Source organism: Glutamicibacter sp. AOP12-B1-11, from assembly GCF_052379245.1.
GTDB lineage: Bacteria > Actinomycetota > Actinomycetes > Actinomycetales > Micrococcaceae > Glutamicibacter.
The window spans coordinates 17,519-36,533 of the sequence record NZ_JBQSYL010000019.1 but is presented as its reverse complement, the minus strand read 5'-3'; the positions used below and the strand labels follow the sequence as shown (position 1 = coordinate 36,533).

The 19,015-nt window shown below is 61.2% G+C and carries 16 protein-coding genes; 9 read left to right on the top strand and 7 right to left on the bottom strand.

Going from position 1 to position 19,015, the window contains the following annotated elements; genetic code table 11:
• Window positions 1-5: 5 nt before the first annotated feature.
• Complete coding sequence (locus ACT3UQ_RS12340; protein ID WP_105553303.1) at window positions 6-1,238, bottom strand: ABC transporter substrate-binding protein; 1,233 nt, start codon at window positions 1,236-1,238, stop codon at window positions 6-8.
• Between the two features lie 270 nt (window positions 1,239-1,508).
• On the opposite strand from ACT3UQ_RS12340, the gene ACT3UQ_RS12335 reads away from it, so the two are divergent.
• Both ACT3UQ_RS12335 and ACT3UQ_RS12330 read left to right on the top strand, forming a co-directional pair.
• Window positions 1,509-1,982 (top strand): Lrp/AsnC family transcriptional regulator, encoded by a 474-nt coding sequence (locus tag ACT3UQ_RS12335; RefSeq protein ID WP_105553304.1) that lies wholly within the window; start codon window positions 1,509-1,511, stop codon window positions 1,980-1,982.
• Window positions 1,979-3,361 (top strand): aspartate aminotransferase family protein, encoded by a 1,383-nt coding sequence (locus tag ACT3UQ_RS12330; protein ID WP_105568680.1) that lies wholly within the window; start codon window positions 1,979-1,981, stop codon window positions 3,359-3,361. Before ACT3UQ_RS12335 ends, ACT3UQ_RS12330 begins: the two co-directional genes overlap by 4 nt.
• Before the next feature lie 86 nt (window positions 3,362-3,447).
• Here the strand turns inward: ACT3UQ_RS12330 and ACT3UQ_RS12325 are convergent, their stop codons facing one another.
• Entirely contained in the window at window positions 3,448-3,864 is a 417-nt protein-coding gene (locus ACT3UQ_RS12325; protein ID WP_105568679.1) for a hypothetical protein, read from the bottom strand.
• A 93-nt stretch (window positions 3,865-3,957) separates the two neighbouring features.
• Here ACT3UQ_RS12325 and ACT3UQ_RS12320 point away from each other — a divergent pair, with 93 nt between their 5' ends.
• Together ACT3UQ_RS12320 and ACT3UQ_RS12315 are read left to right on the top strand one after the other, a co-directional pair.
• Window positions 3,958-4,623, top strand: a complete 666-nt coding sequence (locus tag ACT3UQ_RS12320; protein WP_105553307.1) for a helix-turn-helix transcriptional regulator — start codon at window positions 3,958-3,960, stop codon at window positions 4,621-4,623.
• A gap of 234 nt (window positions 4,624-4,857) precedes the next feature.
• Entirely contained in the window at window positions 4,858-6,834 is a 1,977-nt protein-coding gene (locus tag ACT3UQ_RS12315; protein ID WP_444637200.1) for an acyl-CoA dehydrogenase family protein, read from the top strand.
• On the opposite strand, the gene ACT3UQ_RS12310 is transcribed toward ACT3UQ_RS12315, so the two are convergent.
• Together ACT3UQ_RS12310 and ACT3UQ_RS12305 are read right to left on the bottom strand one after the other, a co-directional pair.
• On the bottom strand, window positions 6,831-7,643 hold the full coding sequence (locus ACT3UQ_RS12310; protein ID WP_444637199.1) for a shikimate 5-dehydrogenase: 813 nt from the start codon (window positions 7,641-7,643) through the stop codon (window positions 6,831-6,833). The two genes, ACT3UQ_RS12315 and ACT3UQ_RS12310, sit on opposite strands and share 4 nt — an antisense overlap.
• 52 nt (window positions 7,644-7,695) lie before the next feature.
• Window positions 7,696-9,318 carry a PucR family transcriptional regulator gene (locus ACT3UQ_RS12305; protein ID WP_105553310.1) on the bottom strand — a complete coding sequence of 541 codons (1,623 nt, stop codon included), beginning with the start codon at window positions 9,316-9,318 and terminating at the stop codon, window positions 7,696-7,698.
• Between the two features lie 124 nt (window positions 9,319-9,442).
• Between ACT3UQ_RS12305 and ACT3UQ_RS12300 the strand changes: the two genes are divergently transcribed.
• The 5 genes from ACT3UQ_RS12300 (at window position 9,443) to ACT3UQ_RS12280 (ending at window position 14,973) form a co-directional block, all read left to right on the top strand.
• Window positions 9,443-10,951 (top strand): CoA-acylating methylmalonate-semialdehyde dehydrogenase, encoded by a 1,509-nt coding sequence (locus ACT3UQ_RS12300; RefSeq protein ID WP_444637198.1) that lies wholly within the window; start codon window positions 9,443-9,445, stop codon window positions 10,949-10,951.
• A 45-nt stretch (window positions 10,952-10,996) separates the two neighbouring features.
• Entirely contained in the window at window positions 10,997-12,367 is a 1,371-nt protein-coding gene (locus ACT3UQ_RS12295; protein WP_105553312.1) for an aspartate aminotransferase family protein, read from the top strand.
• A gap of 93 nt (window positions 12,368-12,460) precedes the next feature.
• The gene (locus ACT3UQ_RS12290; RefSeq protein ID WP_444637196.1) at window positions 12,461-13,831 is read left to right on the top strand and encodes an FAD-binding oxidoreductase; all 1,371 of its coding nucleotides are present in this window, start codon (window positions 12,461-12,463) and stop codon (window positions 13,829-13,831) included.
• A 106-nt stretch (window positions 13,832-13,937) separates the two neighbouring features.
• Window positions 13,938-14,399, top strand: a complete 462-nt coding sequence (locus tag ACT3UQ_RS12285) for a hypothetical protein (protein ID WP_444637195.1) — start codon at window positions 13,938-13,940, stop codon at window positions 14,397-14,399.
• 100 nt (window positions 14,400-14,499) lie between these two features.
• Entirely contained in the window at window positions 14,500-14,973 is a 474-nt protein-coding gene (locus ACT3UQ_RS12280; protein WP_181148204.1) for an HtaA domain-containing protein, read from the top strand.
• A gap of 69 nt (window positions 14,974-15,042) precedes the next feature.
• Here ACT3UQ_RS12280 and ACT3UQ_RS12275 read toward each other — a convergent pair whose 3' ends face one another.
• The 3 genes from ACT3UQ_RS12275 to ACT3UQ_RS12265 all read right to left on the bottom strand — a co-directional run bounded on the left by ACT3UQ_RS12275 (window position 15,043) and on the right by ACT3UQ_RS12265 (window position 18,941).
• The gene (locus ACT3UQ_RS12275; protein WP_444637193.1) at window positions 15,043-16,455 is read right to left on the bottom strand and encodes an aldehyde dehydrogenase family protein; all 1,413 of its coding nucleotides are present in this window, start codon (window positions 16,453-16,455) and stop codon (window positions 15,043-15,045) included.
• Window positions 16,456-16,470: 15 nt separating this feature from the next.
• The gene (locus ACT3UQ_RS12270) at window positions 16,471-17,907 is read right to left on the bottom strand and encodes an APC family permease (protein WP_105650104.1); all 1,437 of its coding nucleotides are present in this window, start codon (window positions 17,905-17,907) and stop codon (window positions 16,471-16,473) included.
• A 104-nt stretch (window positions 17,908-18,011) separates the two neighbouring features.
• On the bottom strand, window positions 18,012-18,941 hold the full coding sequence (locus ACT3UQ_RS12265) for an AraC-like ligand-binding domain-containing protein (RefSeq protein ID WP_444637191.1): 930 nt from the start codon (window positions 18,939-18,941) through the stop codon (window positions 18,012-18,014).
• Between the last annotated feature and the right edge of the window lie 74 nt (window positions 18,942-19,015).

Genomic DNA, 19,015 nt, shown 5'->3' with positions numbered 1-19,015 from the left:
TATCCCTAGGCTCCAATCGCGCTTTGGAATTCACTGCCGAGGGTGTTTTCCTCCTCAGCACTCAACGAACGGAAGACGTGTGCGTGGCTCAGGTCTTCGTCTGTCGGGAAGATCAGCGGGTTGTCCACCAAACTAGGATCGATCTTTTCCATTTCTTCCTTGGCGCCGACAACCGGGCAAATGAAGTTCACATAGGCTGCAACTTCCGCGGCAACCTTCGGGTCATAGTAGAAGTTCATGAGCTCTTCGGCATTGCTCTTTCGCGGTGAAGCGATGGGAACCATCAAGTTATCGCTCCACAGGGCTCCGCCAGCCTCCGGGATGATGAATTCCCATTGGTCATCGTTTTCGAAGTTCATCTGCACTATGTCCCCGGACCAGACAACGCCTGCCACCGCGTCGCCGGAGATGAAGTCCTCCTTGTAGGAGTTGCCCTTAACCTGTCGAATCTGGCCGTTGCCGATGTTTTTGCGCAGGTCATCTAGTGCCGCACCGAATTCCGCTTCGCCCCACGAACCGGTGATGTCGACGCCGTTTTCCAACATCAGCAGGCCCATGGTGTCGCGCATTTCATCGAGCACCGTGATGCGACCTTTGAGCGCAGGATCCCAAAGATCCGAGACGTTCTTCAGCCCCTTCGGGAACTTCTTCTTGTTCCAAGCGATTCCGGCGTAGCCGGTCTGCCAGGTCAGCGAATTCTTTCGCCCTGGGTCGAAGTCGACATTTTGGAGGTTCGGAAGCAAATTGGCCATATTTGGGATGTTCGCGTGATCCAGCTCTTGGGTGTATCCCTGGCGGATGATGCGTCCAGCCATCCAGTCGGTGAGCGTAATCAGGTCCTGTCCAATGTCCTGACCGGCATTGAGCTGGCCTTGCACCTTCCCGTAATAGGTGTCGTTGCCGTCGATGTCCTCGACATAATTGACGCTGATTCCGGTCTGCTTCGTGAACTGGTCAAGGGTGGGGTAGGTCTTCTCCTTGTCGTCATAATCCAGATACAAGGTCCAGTTGGCCCAATTGACCGTGGGGTCGGTTTCCGAAATGTCTTTGACGGCGGCCGCTGGCCCGTTGGAGCCACCGCCGGATCCGCCGGTGCCGCAGGCTGCCAGCAAACCGGTTAGCCCCAAGGCGCCGGCTGCCCCCAGCACGCCGCGTCGAGACATCGATCGCTGGCTCATCGCTTGCACGAGAGCTCGGATCTTTGGATCTTCAGGAAGTTGTCCTCGCGAGTGAGACATGGATCTGTCCTAACTTGAATTGTCCAAATTATCGGGTGACTGTGACGTGCCACACAACATATCAATGACGTTCATAATGTCAGTTCCTTGCTGGCGAAACAAGGGTTGGACGCAAGAATCCTTGTTAATTTCGTGTTTCCAATGCTGGAAACAAACAAAATTTCCCCCTTTCGCAACTGGATCAGTAGCTGTAGGGTCGGTGCTATACCCAAACGCTTGATGCTTTTGGGTGGCGAATACGCATCGAAAGACCTGGGAGGTCGATACCGAATGACCATGCCACCGAATGGCCACGCGACGGCGATAATCGATGAGATTTCCAAGGAAATCATCGAACAGCTGCAAGAAGACGGTCGCCGATCCTACGCGGCGATAGGCAAGGCCGTGGGCCTGAGCGAAGCAGCAGTCCGTCAACGCGTGCAGAAATTGGTGGACAGTCGAGCCATGCAAATTGTGGCGGTAACCAACCCATTGGAGCTGGGTTTCACCCGGCAAGCAATGATCGGAATTACCGCTTCAAGCGACATCAACGGGACCGCGGACCGCATCGCAGCAGTTCAAGAAGTGGACTACTGCGTGGTGACCGCAGGAAGCGCCGACATCCTGGCCGAAGTCATTTGTTCCAGCGATGAAGACCTCCTCCGCGTCATCAGCAAGATCCGCGGCACCGAAGGCGTCGTCAGCACGAATACGTACACGTACCTTTCTTTGAAAAAACAGGAATACAACTGGGGAACACGATGAGTACAACTCCACGCGGTACCGATCGCCAGCAGGCAGCTCGCGATCATCTTTGGATGCATATGGCCCGCCACTCAGGCCTTCACAACGGTGGCAATGTGCCAATTATTTCCCGCGGCGACGGGCATAAGATCTATGACGATCAGGGCAAGGAGTATATTGACGGGCTCTCGGGACTGTTCGTGGTCAACGCCGGACACGGGCGCGCCGAGCTTGCGCAAGCGGCCGCCAAACAGGCCGAAAAGTTGGCGTTTATGCCGCTTTGGTCCTACGCGCACGAACCGGCAATCGACCTGGCCGAGCGGCTAGCGCATTATGCACCGGGAGATCTGAACAGGGTCTTCTTCACCACCGGTGGCGGTGAAGCGGTGGAGTCGGCTTTCAAGCTTGCCAAGCAACATTTCAAGATGAAGGGTCTGCCGGGAAAAACCAAGGTCATTTCGCGGGCCTTGGCCTACCACGGCACACCGCAAGGTGCGTTGGCGATTACTTCCTTGCCGGATATGAAGACACCCTTCGAACCGCTGGTTCCGGGAACCTTCAGGGTTCCGAATACCAACTTCTACCGAGCACCCGAAATGTTTGCCGACAATGAAAAGGACTTCGGGCTGTGGGCGGCGGAAAGAATCCGCGAGGCTATCGAGTTCGAGGGCCCCGACACCGTCGCGGCGGTTTTCCTGGAACCGGTCCAGAACTCCGGCGGTTGCTTCCCACCGCCTCCGGGGTACTTCGATCGCGTACGCGAAATCTGCGATGAGCACGATGTGCTACTCGTTTCAGACGAAACCATCTGCGCATTCGGCCGCATCGGCTCGATGTTCGCTTGCAATGACTTCGGCTACGTTCCGGACATCATCACCTCGGCGAAGGCGCTCACCAGCGGTTACGCACCCCTGGGCGTCATGGTGGTTTCGGACAAGCTCTTCGAGCCATTCACCAAGGGCGACACCACGTTCTATCACGGTTATACCTTTGGCGGTCACCCGGTGGCGGCAGCCGTTGCTATGGCAAACCTCGACATTTTCGAGCGCGAGGGACTCAACGACAATGTCAAGAACAATGCCGAGAACTTCAAGTCGACGCTGGACAAACTCAAGGACCTGGATATCGTCGGTGACGTTCGCGGTGCCGGGTACTTCTACGGGATCGAACTGGTCAAGGACAAGAGCACCAAGGAGACCTTCAACGATGAGGAATCCGAACGGCTGCTCCGCCAGTATCTCTCCCCTGCGTTGTGGGAGGCCGGGCTGTACTGCCGCGCCGATGACCGAGGAGACCCAGTCATCCAGCTTGCGCCCCCGCTAACCATCGCGCAACCGGAATTCGATGAAATTGAATCGATCTTGCGTGCGGTACTTTCTGAGGCCTCCAACAAGATCTAGTCGACCCCAGGACAATAGGCTCCAAACTGGATATAGCGATCGGTTCCGTCAAGGAGCCGGTCGCTACATTCATCTGGAAGTCAGCTCTATCGGTGCGCCGCCGCTCGTGCCGCAGCCAACCGATTGAGCGCCAGTGCGCCGACTAGCAGTCCGAAGTCGCGCAAGGCAACGTCAAAGTACCCGGGCAGGATCAGCAGGTTCACGATGATTCCCAGCAGCCAGAGGCTCACCACGAGAGAACCCAGTTTTGGCCGCAGAGCCACCAAGATGCCGGCGGCAATTTCCACGATACCGACGGCGTACATGAATTGTTGGGCCGACACCGGAATGATGTCGGTGGCCAATGGTGCGAGGTAAACCGTCCAGTCGGTGAGCAAGTTGAAGAACTTGTCCAAGCCGAACAAGATCGGGGCCACCGTAAAGATTGTGCGCAGCAGCACGAACGCCTGATGCTCCAGTGCGCGCGAGCGGACTTCCGCTGCGCTCATAGCCGTCGAAGCCATGTCCACCCCTCCTTTCTAAAATCAGATAATCTTATTTTAGAACCCCGTACTCTCTAAGTCAACAAAAACCAATTTTAGATTTACACTTAACTTATGCAGTTCTTTCCCCGCAAACGTTCGGTCCAGGCGGTCTCCGCATTAGCCGACCCGCTCCGCGCGAGAATCTACGAATTCCTCTCCCGCTCCGCGGAGCCGGCCAGCCGCGATGCGGTGGCGCAAGCGCTGGAACTACCGCGAAATACGGTGTCATTTCAGCTTGAACGGCTGGTCAAGGAGGGCCTGCTGAGCTATGAGTTTCGCAAGCTGCGCGAAAACACCGGCCCCGGCTCGGGACGTCCCGCAAAACTGTATTCACCCGTTGCACGGGAGATCGAGGCGAGCGTCCCGCACCGCGAATACACGCTGGCCGCTCAAATTATGGCTAAAGCCATCGAACGGGCGACACTGGAACAACGGCCGGTCAATGAATTGCTCGCCGAAGTCTCGCGCGAAACCGGACGGGGTATCGCGGCCTCCAAAGACTCCCTGCAACAGACCCTGGCCAATGGCGGCTATCTGCCACAGACGGATACCGCAGGCTCGATTCACCTCACCGATTGTCCCTTCCACCAGCTTTCGGCACAGCACCGGGACACCGTATGCCTGATGAACCGCGAGCTCTTAGCGGCGCTCCTCGAATCCGGCGATGCCCCTTATCGTGCCTGTCCGGTCACACCAGAAACCGGGCATTGCTGTGTACGTTTGGACCCGCTGACCTAGCGAGAGGCAATGCTAGGGCTAGGTCTTGCAGCATTTTCGCTTCATGCTCCGTGGTGCTCGCCGGCCAGCAGCCATCGGTGCTGTTCGACTTCTTCATCGAGTGGCGGTTCCTCTTCTGCACGCCAAGGCACGCCCCCTTTCTTGTCTGCTAGTTCAGGGTTAGGCTTGGGCCAACCAAAGGACAGGCGCAGATGCCACCAGGGCAAAACGCGCCTGGAGTGCAAAGGATCTGCCATGTGCCCGAATCCGGAACCATCAAGCGCAAGCATCGACGCGGCCCAAGCCCGAGAAGTTGCCGAGACATCTCGCGAGCAAGGCTGGGAACGACCTAGTTTCGCCAAGGGCCTCTATATGGGTGAGGTTGATTTCTCGCTGATCACCCCGATGCCAGTTCCGGACCCGAAGGCCGCGGCGCGCGGAGAAAAATTCCTTGCCGAGCTGAAAACCGTGCTGGATGGCTTCAACGTTTCCGGTATTGAAGAAGACGCACGCGTACCGGATGAATACATAGCCGCGCTACGGGATGTGGGCGCGTTCGGCATGAAAATCCCTGAGGAATACGGCGGGATGGAACTGAGCTTGCTGGATTATGGGCGCGCCTTGATGCGCGTCGGTTCGGTGTCCCCCGCACTCGGCGCGCTGCTTTCGGCGCACCAATCCATCGGCGTCCCAGAGCCCGTGAAGCGCTTCGGCACGGATGCCCAGAAACGCGAATACCTGCCACGCTGCGCGGCAGGGGAAATCAGCGCCTTTCTCCTGACCGAGAACGATGTCGGCTCCGATCCGGCGCGCTTGGGCACCCACGCGACGTTGAGCGAGGACGGTACGCATTATCTTCTGGAAGGTTCGAAGCTCTGGACCACCAATGGCGTAGTGGCAGACCTGCTGGTGGTGATGGCAGCGGTGAAGCCCCACGAAGTCTGCGGAACCGAGCCGGCAGGACGAGGCGGGATCACCGCGTTTGTCCTCGAGGCGAACTCTGCGGGCATCACGGTGGAAAACCGCAACGCATTTATGGGGCTACGCGGGATTGAAAACGGTGTCACCCGTTTCTCCGCCGTCAAGGTACCGGTGGAGAATCGGCTGAGCAAAGAGGGCTCGGGGCTGAGAATCGCGCTGAGCACCTTGAACACCGGACGGTTGTCAATTCCCGCGATGTGCGCGGGCGCCGGGAAATGGGCAACAAAAATTGCTCGCGAATGGTCCGCAGCCAGGGTGCAATGGGGCCACCCCGTGGGCAAGCACCAGGCGGTGGTCGCCAAGCTCTCCTATATGGCGGCAAGCACCTACGCGCTAGAGGCGGTCTTTGAACTGAGCGCGAGCCTCGCCGATGCGGGAATGAAAGATGTCCGCATCGAAGCGGCGCTCGCCAAGCTCTACAGTTCCGAAGCCGCCTGCAAGATCGCCGATGAGCTCATTCAGATCCGCGGGGGGCGTGGCTTCGAAACCGCCGCTTCCCAGGCCGCCCGGGGCGAACGGGCGGTCCCGGCCGAGCAGCTGCTGCGCGACCTGCGCATCAACCGCATCTTCGAGGGCTCCACCGAAATCATGCACCTGTTGATCGCCCGCGAGGCGGTTGACGCTCACCTCCAAGCCGCCGGGGCATTGGCGCAGAGCGATGCCACGCTGGAAGAAAAGGCCCGAGCCGCCATGGAGGCCTCCGGCTTCTATGCCCGCTGGCTGCCAAAGCTGATGGTCGGAGCCGGTACCGTGCCGGGGTCCTTTTCGGACCGGGGGCCGCTGGCCAAGCACTTGCGGTATATCGAACGCAGTTCACGCCGCCTGGCACGCCAGACCTTTGCCGGAATGGCGAGGTGGCAGTCCGGCATGGAGAAACAGCAGGTATTCCTGGGACGCATCGTGGACATCGGCGCCGAGCTGTTCGCCATGTCGGCAACGATCACCAAGACCTTGTCGCTCCACGATTCGGGCGCCGCCCAAAGATTCTCTGCCGAAACCCTGGCCCAGGCATTTTGCGAACAGGCGACCAAACGCTGCGAAGAGCACTTCAGCCACCTGTGGAGCAATACCACGCACCGTGACGAACAGGTTGCCGCCAAGCTATTGGATGGTGACTTCCAATGGCTCGAAGAGGGCGTGCGTGACGTCTCGGAAGGCACCGGCCCGTGGATCGCCGAATGGTCCGCGGAACCTCGCGAGGATGTCCGCAGACCCTACGGCGCCGCCGCGCGGCGCCCCAGCGCGGACTAGCTGCGGGAGAACTCCGAAGCGCGTCGCACCTGGTCCTCGCTGAGCCGAATTCCGGTGTACTTCTCAAATTGCGCCGCCGCTTGCAAGGCGATGACCTCGGCACCGGTAATGACCTGTTTCCCCAGCTGTTCTGCGGCGCGGATCAACGGTGTCTGCGCCGGAAAAGCTACCACGTCGAAGACGGTTTCTGCGGTCGCTAGATGGGGTAATTCGAAGGCCAACTCCTGCTGGTGCGGCCCGTCCATGTCCAGCGGGGTCACATTCACCAAAATATCGTGCCCTGGTTCGGGGTCGCCAACCTGATGGCGGTAGCCATACTTCGTGGCCAGTTCCTTTCCACTAGCTGCGTTGCGGGCCAGCACCGTCAAGTTTTCGAATCCCGCGTCGCGGAATGCTGCGACGACCGCCTTCGCCATGCCTCCGGATCCCCGGACCAGCACCGAGGCGTTCGGGTTCAGCCCGTGGTGGGTTATCAACTTCGCTATGGCTTCGTAGTCGGTATTCGACGCGCGAAGCACACCCTGGTCATTGACGATGGTGTTCACCGATTCTATGGACGCTGCCGAGGGCTCGATGACGTCCACGAGCTCCATCACATCTTCTTTAAACGGCATTGAGACGGCACAACCGCGGATGCCCAAGGCCCGAACCCCGGCGATGGCACCGTCCAGATCCTGGGTAGCAAACGCCTTGTAGATGAAGTTCAGCCCGAGTTCCTCGTAGAGGTAGTTGTGGAATCTCGTGCCGAGATTCGAGGGACGCTCCGAGAGCGAAATGCACAGGGTCATATCTTTGTTCAGTATGGGCATGGGTGCTCCGTTTCTCCGCTGGCCTCGTGGTGGGTGCAACTGCCGGATCCAGTTATCCGTGCATTCGATACCAAAGCAACGCTACCTGCAAGCTGGCTCGGGATTCTGCAGAATCCAGCGATACCCCAAGCTTCTCTTCGAGCTTCGCCAATCGGGCATACAGGGTTGGCCGCGAGAGGTAGCCCTGTTTGGCCAACGCGCTTTTGTTGCCTGCATGCTCCAGATATAGCTGAAGCAGCTCCAGGCCGGATTCATCTGGCGGGTTCAGCAGCCCGGATAGTTCGGTCAGCGCGAAGCTGCGCATGCGCGCATCCTGGCCCATGGCCGAGAGCACCCCGCGCAAGCGCAGGTCCGCGAAGCGGTAGTAGGGCCGGGCTCGGGTCGGGAGGTTGGGAACGATCTCCGCGACGAGGGCCGCCTCTTCCAACCGGCGAGCGCTCGCGCTGATGCTCGTTTCTTCGGCCGCCACCCCGACGGCGACCTGGGCGGAGAGCATCTCGGTCAGCTGTCGGGTGAACCGCTGCAGCGAGTTTTCCACCAGCTGCTTCGCCGCGACGGGGAGAATGACCCCGAGGTATCCGGAGCGCAGCGATCCGGCGAGCACTCCCAGACGCATATTCTCGGCCACCTGGTCTACGACTTCCAGCACTTCTCGTTCGCGGAGCTGGATGTCCGTGGGGCTGTGGGCCTCCCCCACGGCCAGCGAGACCACCAGCGGGACATAGTGCGCTCCGGCATCCAGGCCAAGAGACTCGGCGCGTACGGCCACTTCCTTGTCGGTGTAGGAGTGGTGCTGCTGCAGCTCGTGCAGCATCGAGGTGCGAGCTTGGTAGAGAAGTTCGCGCTGGTCGCGGCCGGCTAATCGGGCGATGGTCAAGGTTTGGCCCGCCCGCTCCAAGACCAGAGCGGCGTTGTGCTCGTCCTCGAGCTCGGCCGGAACCACCAGCCTGCCCCATCGGCTGCGGACCGCGCCGACCGGGGTTTGCAGCCAGCTTTCGGCGCCGTGGCCACGCCCGGTCTGTTCGGCGTATCCGACGAATTTCGAGCGATTGATCCAGTGTTCCAGCACCGATTCGGCCCCGTATCCGGCACCGGCGTGGGCGAGCACATGGTGGCGGACATCTTCCAAGACCACCGGAGCCTGCAAAAGCTCCGCCGTGCGCTCAACGATGCGCTGTTCATCGGCTTCATGCAGCGAAAGCTCGGTATAGATCTCGTGGACGTTTCGGGAAAATTGCACCGCGGCCAGCTGTTCCGCCACGAGACGCTCGTGGATGACCTCGGTAATCTCCACGAAACGCACTTTCTTGCGCAACCGGATCACCGGCAGCGCCAGGGCATTCACCGCTTCGGCCAGGCGTGCGCCGATGCCGGCATCCGCGCCGCCGGGATCCTCCAGCAGTTCCACCACCACCCCGGCCGCTCCGGAATCCTCCAGCTTGGTCATGAACGCACGCAGCCGCTGCACGCTGGGCTCCACATTCCGCAAGGTGGTGAGCACGACTTCGCGGCCGAAGAGCAGATCGACGTTCTCTGCCGACTCGGTGACATGCACCCAGCGCAGGCGCACATCGAGGTTCTTCTCCCCCGAAAGGACCAGCGGTTCGGCGTTCTGCACGACCTTCAGCGCCAGCACGTCGGCCATGGTCAGGGAACCAGTTGTTTCAGCACTCATCCGTCAACCTTTACAAAGCGTAAGACCTTCCGCCTAAATCATGACACATCGCTTGTGTTACTTGTCATATTGGTGGCGCAAGATGGAATCAGATAACCACGAACGCACTTGAAGGGACTTTCTCATGACGACTACGATGACCGAAACTCTGCAGCACTGGGTCAATAACGCACCGTTCTCCGGCGAAGGCGACACCCGCACCGGCAAGGTCTACAACCCTGCCACCGGCGAGATTGCCCGCGAAGTCGCCTTGGCGTCCAAGACCACCACCGAAGCCGCCATCGCCGCAGCCCACGCAGCATTCCCCAAGTGGCGCGATACTTCGCTGGCCCGCCGCACCGCGATCATGTTCAACTTCCGCCAGCTGCTCGCCGAGCGCAAGGGCGAGCTGGCAGCCATCATCACCGCGGAGCACGGCAAGGTGCTCGATGACGCACTGGGTGAAGTGGCCCGCGGCATGGAAGTTGTCGAGCTGTGCTGCAACGCCCCCTACCTGCTCAAGGGCGAATACTCGGAGAACGCCTCCACCGGTGTGGACGTGCAGTCCCAGCGCCAGCCGGTCGGCGTTTCCGCCATCATCTCCCCCTTCAACTTCCCGGCCATGGTGCCGCTGTGGTTCTTCCCGGTCGCCATCGCCTCGGGCAACGCGGTAGTGCTCAAGCCTTCGGAGAAGGATCCCTCCGCGGCCCAGTGGATGGCCGAACTGTTCGCCGAGGCGGGCCTGCCAGAGGGCGTGCTCAATGTGGTGCACGGTGACAAGGAGTCCGTGGACACGCTGCTGAACGATCCGCGCATCGCTTCGGTGTCCTTCGTCGGCTCCACCCCCATTGCCCAGTACGTCTACTCCACCGGCACCGCCAACGGCAAGCGTGTCCAGGCCTTCGGCGGCGCCAAGAACCACATGCTCGTGCTGCCCGACGCCGATCTGGACCTGGCCGCGGACATGGCCATCAACGCCGGCTTCGGCGCGGCCGGCGAGCGCTGCATGGCGATCAGCGTGGTGGTGGCGTTGGAGAACATCGCCGACGAGCTGGTCGCCAAGATCGCCGAGCGCGCCAAGAACCTGCGCGTGGGCGACGGCACCCGCGGCTGCGATATGGGCCCGCTGATCACCGGCGAGCACCGTGACAAGGTCGCCGGCTACATCGAGGCGGGCATCGAGTCCGGCGCCTCGCTGGTGGTCGACGGCCGCACCGGGGCGCTGGACGCGGACGGCAACGGCTTCTTCCTGCACCCCACCTTGTTCGACAACGTCGGCACCGACATGTCCATCTACACCGATGAGATCTTCGGCCCGGTGCTCTCGGTGGTCCGCGTGGATACCTTCAACGAGGGTATCGAGCTGATCAACGCCTCGAAGTACGGCAACGGCACCGCGATCTTCACCAACGACGGCGGCGCCGCGCGCCGCTTCGAGAACGAAATCCAGGTCGGCATGGTGGGCGTGAACGTGCCCATCCCGGTCCCGGTGGGCTACCACTCCTTCGGCGGCTGGAAGGCCTCGCTGTTCGGCGACCAGCATGCCTACGGCCCGGAGGGATTCAAGTTCTTCACCCGCAACAAGGTGATCACCAAGCGCTGGCTGGACCCGAGCCACGGCGGAATCAACCTCGGCTTCCCGCAGAACGACTAATTTTCCCCGCGTGCCCACGTGGTTTGAGTAGAAGGATCTAGATTCATGACCGAACAGCTCACCGCCGACATCTCGGCGGAAGAGATCGAAGCAGGCAAGCGCGCCTACCAGCTGGACCGCGACCACGTCTTCCATTCGTGGCAGGCGCAGGGACCGTTCAACCCGATGACCATTCTGAAGACGCAGGACTCCTACGTCTGGGATGGCGAAGGCCGGAAGCTGATCGACATTTCCAGCCAGCTGGTCAACACGAATATCGGCCATCAGCACCCCAAGGTGATCGCGGCCATCCAGGAGCAGGCCGCGAAGATCGCGACCATCGCCCCGCAGCATGTCAACGATGCGCGTTCCGAGGCGGCCCGGCTCATCGCCGAGCGCACCCCGGGAGACCTGAATCGGATCTTCTTCACCAACGGCGGGGCCGACGCGGTGGAGCATGCCATCCGCATGGCTCGGCTGCACACCGGAAAGCACAAGGTGCTCTCCGCCTACCGTTCCTACCACGGCGGCACGCAGCTGGCGATCAATGCGACCGGCGACCCGCGGCGCTTCGCCTCGGACCATGCCACCGACGGGGTAGTGCATTTCTTCCCCGCCTACCCCTACCGGTCCTACTTCGGCTCAACCAGCGAAGCGGAGGAAACCGAGCGGGCGCTGAAGCACCTGGAAGACACCATCGTCCTGGAGGGCGCCTCGACCATCGGCGCGTTGATCCTCGAATCCATTCCGGGCACCGCCGGCATCTATATGCCGCCGGCCGGCTACCTGGCCGGGGTGCGCGAGCTGACCCGCAAGTACGGGATCGTGTACATCGCCGACGAGGTGATGGCGGGATTCGGGCGCAGCGGCCAGTGGTTCTCGGTCAACCACTGGGGCGTCACCCCGGATCTGCTGACCTTCGCCAAGGGGGTGAACTCGGGCTACGTGCCGCTGGGCGGCGTGGCGATCAACGACGAGATCTTCGAGACCTTCCGCGAACGCCCCTACCCTGGCGGCTTGACCTACTCGGGCCACCCGCTGGCCTGCGCGGCGGCGGTCGCTACCATCCACGCGATGGAGGACGAGTCCATGGTGGCCAATGCCAAGCGCCTGGGCGATGAGATCATCGGCCCGCGGCTGGCGCAGTTCGCCGCGCAGCACCCCTCGGTGGGCGAGGTCCGCGGAGCCGGGGTGTTCTGGGCCATCGAGTTGGTCAAGAACCGTGAAACCCGCGAGCCGCTGGCGGCCTACGGCGGCTCCTCCCCCGAGATGAACGAGGTGGTGGCCGCGGCCAAGGCTGCCGGGCTGCTGCCCTTCGCCAACTTCAACCGGCTGCATGTGGTTCCGGCGCTGAACATCCCGGACGATGTCCTGGTCGAAGCCCTGGACCGGCTGGAGCAGGCGCTGGTTGTCGCCGACAAGTTCGTGACCGGCTAGCCATGAGTTGTATCGGGCCCGGCGGGAGTGCATTATGCGCTCCCGCCGGGCCTTTTTAACACCCCCACCCCCTCTCGAGCCAAGGACGTCCCAGTGATCCCCGGAGAAGCCAACCAGTCCAGCAAGCAGCTATTAGACGCGCATCCACAGGCCTCGATACGTCCGGAAGACTGCCAACGGGCAAGCATCGACCGCTCGGGATATCTCCCGGAATCCTTCGCGGACGGCGTGGTTTTTGCCCGGAGCACCGCGGACGTGGTGCTGGCCATGGAGCTGGCCAGCAAGTTCGGGGTGAAGATTGTGCCGCGTGGCGCCGGAACCGGTTTGGCGGCCGGCGCAACGGCCCGGCGCGGCGAAGTGGTCCTGGACGTCTCGAAAATGGATCGGATCATCTCCATCGATCCCGTCGAGCAGATCGCGGTGGTTCAGCCCGGCGTCATCAATGCGGCGGTTAATGCCGCCGCCGGTGAGCTCGGCCTGTTCTATGCCCCGGATCCGGCAAGCACCGCCATCTGCTCCATCGGTGGAAATATTGCCACCAACGCCGGGGGCATGTGGTGCGCCAAGTACGGGGTGACCCGCGAATCGGTTTTGGCCCTGACCGTGGTGCTCCCCGATGGGCAGCTGCTGCGCACCGGGCGCCGCACCATCAAGGGCGTGGCCGGCTACGACATGAATGCCCTCTTCATCGGCTCCGAGGGAACCTTGGGCATTGTGGTGGAAGCCGTGCTGCGCCTGCGCCCCAAGCCGATTCGCACCGCGACCGCCGCCGCCTATTTCCCCGATGAGTCCCGCGCCGCGCAGGCCGCGGCGGCGATTATTTCCGCTCGGCTGCAGCCTTCGGTTTTGGAACTCATGGATGGGCCCAGCCTCTGGGCCATCGATGGCGCCCTGGGCACCGGGCACCGGGAGCTAGGTGGCGCCCTGCTCCTGGCGCAAACCGACGGGTTCGGCGCCGAACTGGAAATGCAGGCACTGGTGGAGGCCATTACGCCGCTGGCCTCGCGCATCGACCGCGCCGAGGATGAAGCGCAGGCGGCTCAGCTGATGGAAGCACGGCGCCAGGCGATCCCCAGCATGGAGCGGCTAGGTACGGTATCGATCTGCGACATCGGGGTGCCACGCAGCAAACTCGCCGAGGCGCTGGCCGGCCTGGCCGAAATCGGCGAGCGGCGCGGCGTGCGCATCTTCACCATCGCCCATGCCGCAGACGGCAATCTGCACCCGGTCATCGTGGTGGATCCGGGGCAGTCCATCACCTCAGGGGCGCCCAAGGCGGCACTGGCCGACATGTTCCATCTGGCCCAACGCTTGGGCGGCACGCTGACCGGCGAGCACGGCATCGGCCTGCTCAAGCAGGATTGGCTCGAGGAAGAAATCGGGTCGCGTTCGCTGCGGCTGCAGCATTCCATCAGGCAGGTATTCGATCCGCAGGGAATCCTCAACCCCGGCAAGGGGATCTAGGCGCGTGCTGCCCGGCGCCCACAAGGGACCGGTCCCCACTCATTGGACGATCTACTGGTGTTTAATACCTCTGGTCAGCTAGCGTATCTTTGGCTAGGATCGGACCATGGAGATGCTGGGATACGAACCGATAGATTTTCTGCGGCCACTGGTTTATTTTGGTGTCGCGGTGACCTTGGTGCTGATCTGCTTCCCCACGCTCATCCACGGGCTGATCCGCCGCGGCGACTTCCAGCGGAAGCCCGACGGGCTGCAAACCTATGCCTTGAAGTCTTCGATACGCACCGAACTGATCGTTGCCGGTGCCTCCGGCTTGCTTGCCATCGTGTGCACGATCGTCGCCGCCAGCGGCTATTTCACCGCCATGAAGCACCTCGAGGCGAACATTGCGCTGAAGTACGAGCCGACAAGCCTGGATCTGGGCTATTGGAATGGTTCCTGGGCTACCACCAGCTTGGTGCTGCCCGACGGCACGTCGTTCAGCGACGTCGTCGTCGAGGTTCGTGAGGCCGGGGAACCATTTATCGAGGAGATTTGGTACCACGAGCGCAAACAAGGTAGCCAGTAGTCTCTTTCAAGCTAATGTATATGCAATACTGATCCCCGGATCTAATTTGCGCACCGCGCGCGACGTCAAGCCGCAAAGGGGAATGAACACGATGATGGGTATGAATGGTGCACCGGCGGGTGATCCGTTCCAGCCTCACCTCGAGTGGGGCCTGAAGGCTTCCTTTGTGGGCTATATTTCGTCGCTTCCCGACGGCCGTATCGAAGCGTCCAACGGGGTGTGGCAGGTTGGCAATAACCTCGCGTTCCCGGTCGCCGTGGACGCCGAATCCCCCGAAGGCGAGCTGCGCTTCAACGGCCGTGTCTCCTTCGTGGGCCATGGCGGAATGATGAAGCTGGACCTCATCGAACCGCGCATCGAAGAACACGATGATTTGGTCCTGCTCAGCGTCGCCAACGAAAACGGCGAGCGCCTGCCCATCGCCGAGCTGGTCGAAACCGCGGTGTCCAATGCCTTCGGTCTGGTCAAAACCCGCTTCGCGGCATCACTGACGGAACAGGGCTCGGCCCTGTTCAACGGCCAGTACAAGTCCGGCCAAGACATGGAACCGGTTGAGGTCGTCTTGCGCGGCTAGCGGGCAGGCACCATGCTTCAAAGGGTCCGCAGCTCCTTGCCGGAGTTGCGGACCCTTTGCGCTTTTTTATCAGCCCTTGATCAGCTGCGGCTGAGCCAGTGCCTTGAGCCCATCCAACCCGAATTCCAAACCATAGCCGGACTGCTTGGCCCCGCCGAACGGAATGCGCGGATCGATAGTGCCGTGCGAATTGATCCAGACCGTACCGGCCTGGATCCGTGCCGCTACGGCAAGAGCCTGCTCGCGATCCGAGCCCCAGACCGAAGCGCCCAGTCCGGTCTCCAACGAGTTAGCGTGGGTTATGGCTTCTTCCACGTTCTTAACCTTGACAATCGGCAAGGCCGGACCGAACTGCTCCTCGGTGACCAGAGGATTTTGCGGATTGATATCTGCCACCAGGGTGGTTGGGTAGAAGTATCCGGCAGCTTCGCTGTCCGGGTCGGCCCCCAGCAGCACCGTCGCACCGGAGTCCACCGCACTCTGGACCAGGTCGGCGACGATCTTATATTGGGCCTTATTCTGCAGCGGGCCGAGGACGTTGTTTTCATCAAGGCCCACGCCCATTGGCATCTTGGCGGCCACCTCGGTCAAGGCCTGGCAGACCTGCGCGTAGATGGATTCCGGGACGTACAGGCGCTTCAAGGCGGCACAGGTTTGGCCGGTGTTGATGAATGCGCCCCAGAACAGATCCTCGGCGATGGCCTTCGGATCGGCGTCCTCCATGACGATTCCCGCATCGTTTCCACCCAGCTCGAGGGTCAGCCGCTTGACGGTGTCGGCCGAAGAGCGAATGATCGCCTTTCCTGTCGGGGTGGACCCGGTGAACATGATCTTATTGATCTCTGGGTGGGCGGAGAGCTTCTCTCCTACTTCACGGCCACCGGCCACTACATGCAGCACATCCGCTGGCAAGACCTCGTTGAGGACATGCTCCAAGGCCAGCACCGACAACGGGGTGTATTCGCTTGGCTTCATGACCACGGTGTTGCCCATGCGCAGCGAAGGCGCCAGCTGCCAGATGGAGATCATCATCGGCCAGTTCCACGGTCCAATGGCGCCGACCACGCCTAGGGCACGGTAGTGTTTGGCGGCGTAGGTTTCCCCGTCGTCCACCACGACCTCCGGCTCCACCTCATAGGCGGTGGCGGCGCGCAGCCAAGCCGCGCATCCTCCAATTTCGAAGCGAGCGTTGGGACCGTTTAGCGGTTTGCCCTGTTCCCGGGAAAGCAGCTCGGCCAAGGCCTCGGCGTTGGCTTCGATGCGATCCGCGGCCAGGTTCAGCAGACGATTGCGCTCTTCGTGGCCGAGTGCGTCCCATGCAGGTTGCGCAGTTCGGGCGGCGCTCACCGCGGCGTCCAAATCTGCCACGCTGCTTTGGGCTACCCGGCCGACGAGCTCTCCGGTGGCCGGGTCAAAGATTTCGGTGCCGCCGGAAGCCGGCTGAATAGCGGACAGCAGTTCCTGTGCGTTGGAGTATGACATTGAGATCTCCCTTGGTTAGTTCAGAGTTGTTTCATGGATTTTAGATTGAGCAGACTTATTCCGGATCTTTCGCACCCACCAAGAAAGCAGGAAGCCGAGGATACCGGGCACAATGACTATTGCTTGCAAGATATAGGGCAACGCCCCTGGTTCCTCCAAGCCGATCAGAACATCGAAGTTAATGACGATCTGGACAAAGACAAAGCTCAGCGCCAGCCCGGCAGCAATTGGGGCGATAACACGGGTGAGCAGCGAATCTGCCGTACGGTTCCTGGCGAAGTATCCGCACACCGCGAATGAAGTCAGCGCCATCAGCAGCACCAGCCCGAAGGCGGCGGAGTTTGTCATCCAAGTGAACATGGTGAAGACGATAAATATCGGGTCCTTGCCGGCGGAGACCACCGCAAATACCACGATCACCAGCAAGGCAAGCAATGACTGGGCCTGGGAACCGGCGACCGGCGCGTGGGTTCGGCGTGAGGTCTTCGCGAGGAACTTCGGCAAGGCGCCACCGCGGCCCATGGAGTAAAAGTAGCGTGCCACCACGTTGTGGAAGGCAAGCAGCGCGGCGAACAGGCTGGTGATGAACAGCAGGTTAGCGATGTCAACGAACCAGCCCGGCGCATGGGCACCGAGGAATACGAAGATCAGATCGGGTCCGAATTCTGCCGAGGCCGCGGCGACATTTCCCTGCCCCTCGCCCACGGCAACGGCCCACGCGGAGAAGGCATAGAATACTGCGATGATCGTGACGGCAATCAGCGTGGCACTGCGGGCCGTGCGCTTTGGATCCTTGACCTCTTCGTTGTAGATAGTTCCAGACTCGAACCCCATGAATGCCGCGATGCTGAACGCCATGACCGCGCCCATGCCCGGCGCCATCGCGTCACCGACGTTGAATGCAGCGTTGAATTCTGGTGCTTCCGGAGCGACCGCGAAGGTCATCGCGTCATAAACAATGACCACGAGGAATTCCAGCGCGACGACGAATCCAAGAATTTTGACGGAGAAATCGACCCGGTTCATACCCAGCGCACCGACCAGAATCCAAGCGACTAGCGCCATAACCCACCAAGGGATGGTGGAGCCTAAGAGGCCGGAAGCGAAGGAAGCCGCCGCGAACCCGAAGAGCCCATAGATGCCGATCTGCATGAGGTTGTAGCTGACAACCGCGACCATAGCCGCGCCGACGCCGGCGGCTTGGCCCAGGCCTCCGGCGATATACGCGTAGAAGGCGCCCGCGTTAGGTATATGCTGGCTCATCGCGGTGTAGCCGATGCTGAAGATCAACAGGATAATTCCCAGAATGACAAATGACAGCGGCACCGAATCCATGCCGGTCACCGCATAGTTTGTCGTTACGCCGCCGGCGACAACCGTCAGCGGTGCGCTGGCCGCGATAATCATGACTACCAGTGCTGGCACCGATAAGGTGCGTTGTTCGAGTCCCATTGGTTTCCCCACTCAATCTATCGATATCTCAAGGATCCATGGCGGGGTTCACATTCACGTTGCCGTTGCGTGCAGGGCTCTTGCCCATGCGCGCATAGGATGGCTCAGGCCAACGCCTTGAGCCTGAATTTACCGGGAGTCAGCCCGTATTCGCGGGCGAAGGCTCTGGTGAATCCGGGTGCATCGACGATGCCTACGCGCGTGCCGACGCTCTGGACCGACACCTGTGCCAGCAATGGGTCGCTCAAAAGCTCGGCAGCGTATTTCATCCGATAATGCCGGATGAGGGCGGCAACGCTGCGTGGCTCCTCCGCGAAGAGAGCATGCAGGGTTCGCACCGAGATGAAGTGGGCTTCTGCAATATAAGCGGGCGTTAGCTCCGGAGCGTCCAGGCGCTGCTCTATGAATTCGATAATGCGTTCGCGCTGGGCAATCCGTGGGTCCACCGCATGGGCATGGGATAGCACACCGCCCAGCGAGGTCGCCAGCAGATCCACGGTATTGCGGGCAAGCCCCGCGCCACCATATCGATCCCACTGTGCCAGGTTTTCGCCCAAATGCCGCAACAGCGGCGTAACAGTTCCGGTGAGCGGATGCCCGGCTTCCATTCGAGTAGCGGTGATTTCGCCGACCTGGTGGCGCGAGAGCCGAAACTGATGATGCGGAATGAGCACCACCATCAGTGAGGCCGCCTGGTCAAAGCTCAGCGTGTAGGGCCGCTGAGTATCGTAGATTGCCAAGTCTCCGGGGGCTAAAACGGTTTCGCGTCCATCTTGAATCAACAGGCCGTGCCCGGCGAGCTGATAAGAGACTTTGTAGAATTCCCCGTCTCCGGTGGAGGTCAGGTCCTCGGTACGCAAGACGGTGTGCGCCTTGGAATTCACTCGCATCAGTCCGATGTTGCCGAGCATATTGACCCCGAGGCTGGCCGAGAAGTGACCGGCGGTTACCTGCTCGCTGCGTAATTGCACGAAGGCATCAGAGATCAGCCTGGACCATGCGCTGAACGAGTCAACATGTTGAATCTGATACATCGAGACCTCTCTGGAACGCACCCCTGTTGTGTCGGGCATCACGTTTGAGGGTACGGCAGTTCTACTCCAAAGTC

Coding starts and splice junctions, on each gene's coding strand:
- ACT3UQ_RS12340 (WP_105553303.1), bottom strand. CDS start 1,238: ATGTCTCACTCGCGAGGACAACTTCCTGAAGATCCAAAGATCCGAGCT.
- ACT3UQ_RS12325 (WP_105568679.1), bottom strand. CDS start 3,864: ATGGCTTCGACGGCTATGAGCGCAGCGGAAGTCCGCTCGCGCGCACTG.
- ACT3UQ_RS12265 (WP_444637191.1), bottom strand. CDS start 18,941: ATGTATCAGATTCAACATGTTGACTCGTTCAGCGCATGGTCCAGGCTG.
- ACT3UQ_RS12310 (WP_444637199.1), bottom strand. CDS start 7,643: ATGCCCATACTGAACAAAGATATGACCCTGTGCATTTCGCTCTCGGAG.
- ACT3UQ_RS12320 (WP_105553307.1), top strand. CDS start 3,958: ATGCAGTTCTTTCCCCGCAAACGTTCGGTCCAGGCGGTCTCCGCATTA.
- ACT3UQ_RS12295 (WP_105553312.1), top strand. CDS start 10,997: ATGACCGAACAGCTCACCGCCGACATCTCGGCGGAAGAGATCGAAGCA.
- ACT3UQ_RS12330 (WP_105568680.1), top strand. CDS start 1,979: ATGAGTACAACTCCACGCGGTACCGATCGCCAGCAGGCAGCTCGCGAT.
- ACT3UQ_RS12335 (WP_105553304.1), top strand. CDS start 1,509: ATGACCATGCCACCGAATGGCCACGCGACGGCGATAATCGATGAGATT.
- ACT3UQ_RS12270 (WP_105650104.1), bottom strand. CDS start 17,907: ATGGGACTCGAACAACGCACCTTATCGGTGCCAGCACTGGTAGTCATG.
- ACT3UQ_RS12305 (WP_105553310.1), bottom strand. CDS start 9,318: ATGAGTGCTGAAACAACTGGTTCCCTGACCATGGCCGACGTGCTGGCG.
- ACT3UQ_RS12280 (WP_181148204.1), top strand. CDS start 14,500: ATGAATGGTGCACCGGCGGGTGATCCGTTCCAGCCTCACCTCGAGTGG.
- ACT3UQ_RS12300 (WP_444637198.1), top strand. CDS start 9,443: ATGACGACTACGATGACCGAAACTCTGCAGCACTGGGTCAATAACGCA.
- ACT3UQ_RS12285 (WP_444637195.1), top strand. CDS start 13,938: ATGGAGATGCTGGGATACGAACCGATAGATTTTCTGCGGCCACTGGTT.
- ACT3UQ_RS12315 (WP_444637200.1), top strand. CDS start 4,858: ATGTGCCCGAATCCGGAACCATCAAGCGCAAGCATCGACGCGGCCCAA.
- ACT3UQ_RS12275 (WP_444637193.1), bottom strand. CDS start 16,455: ATGTCATACTCCAACGCACAGGAACTGCTGTCCGCTATTCAGCCGGCT.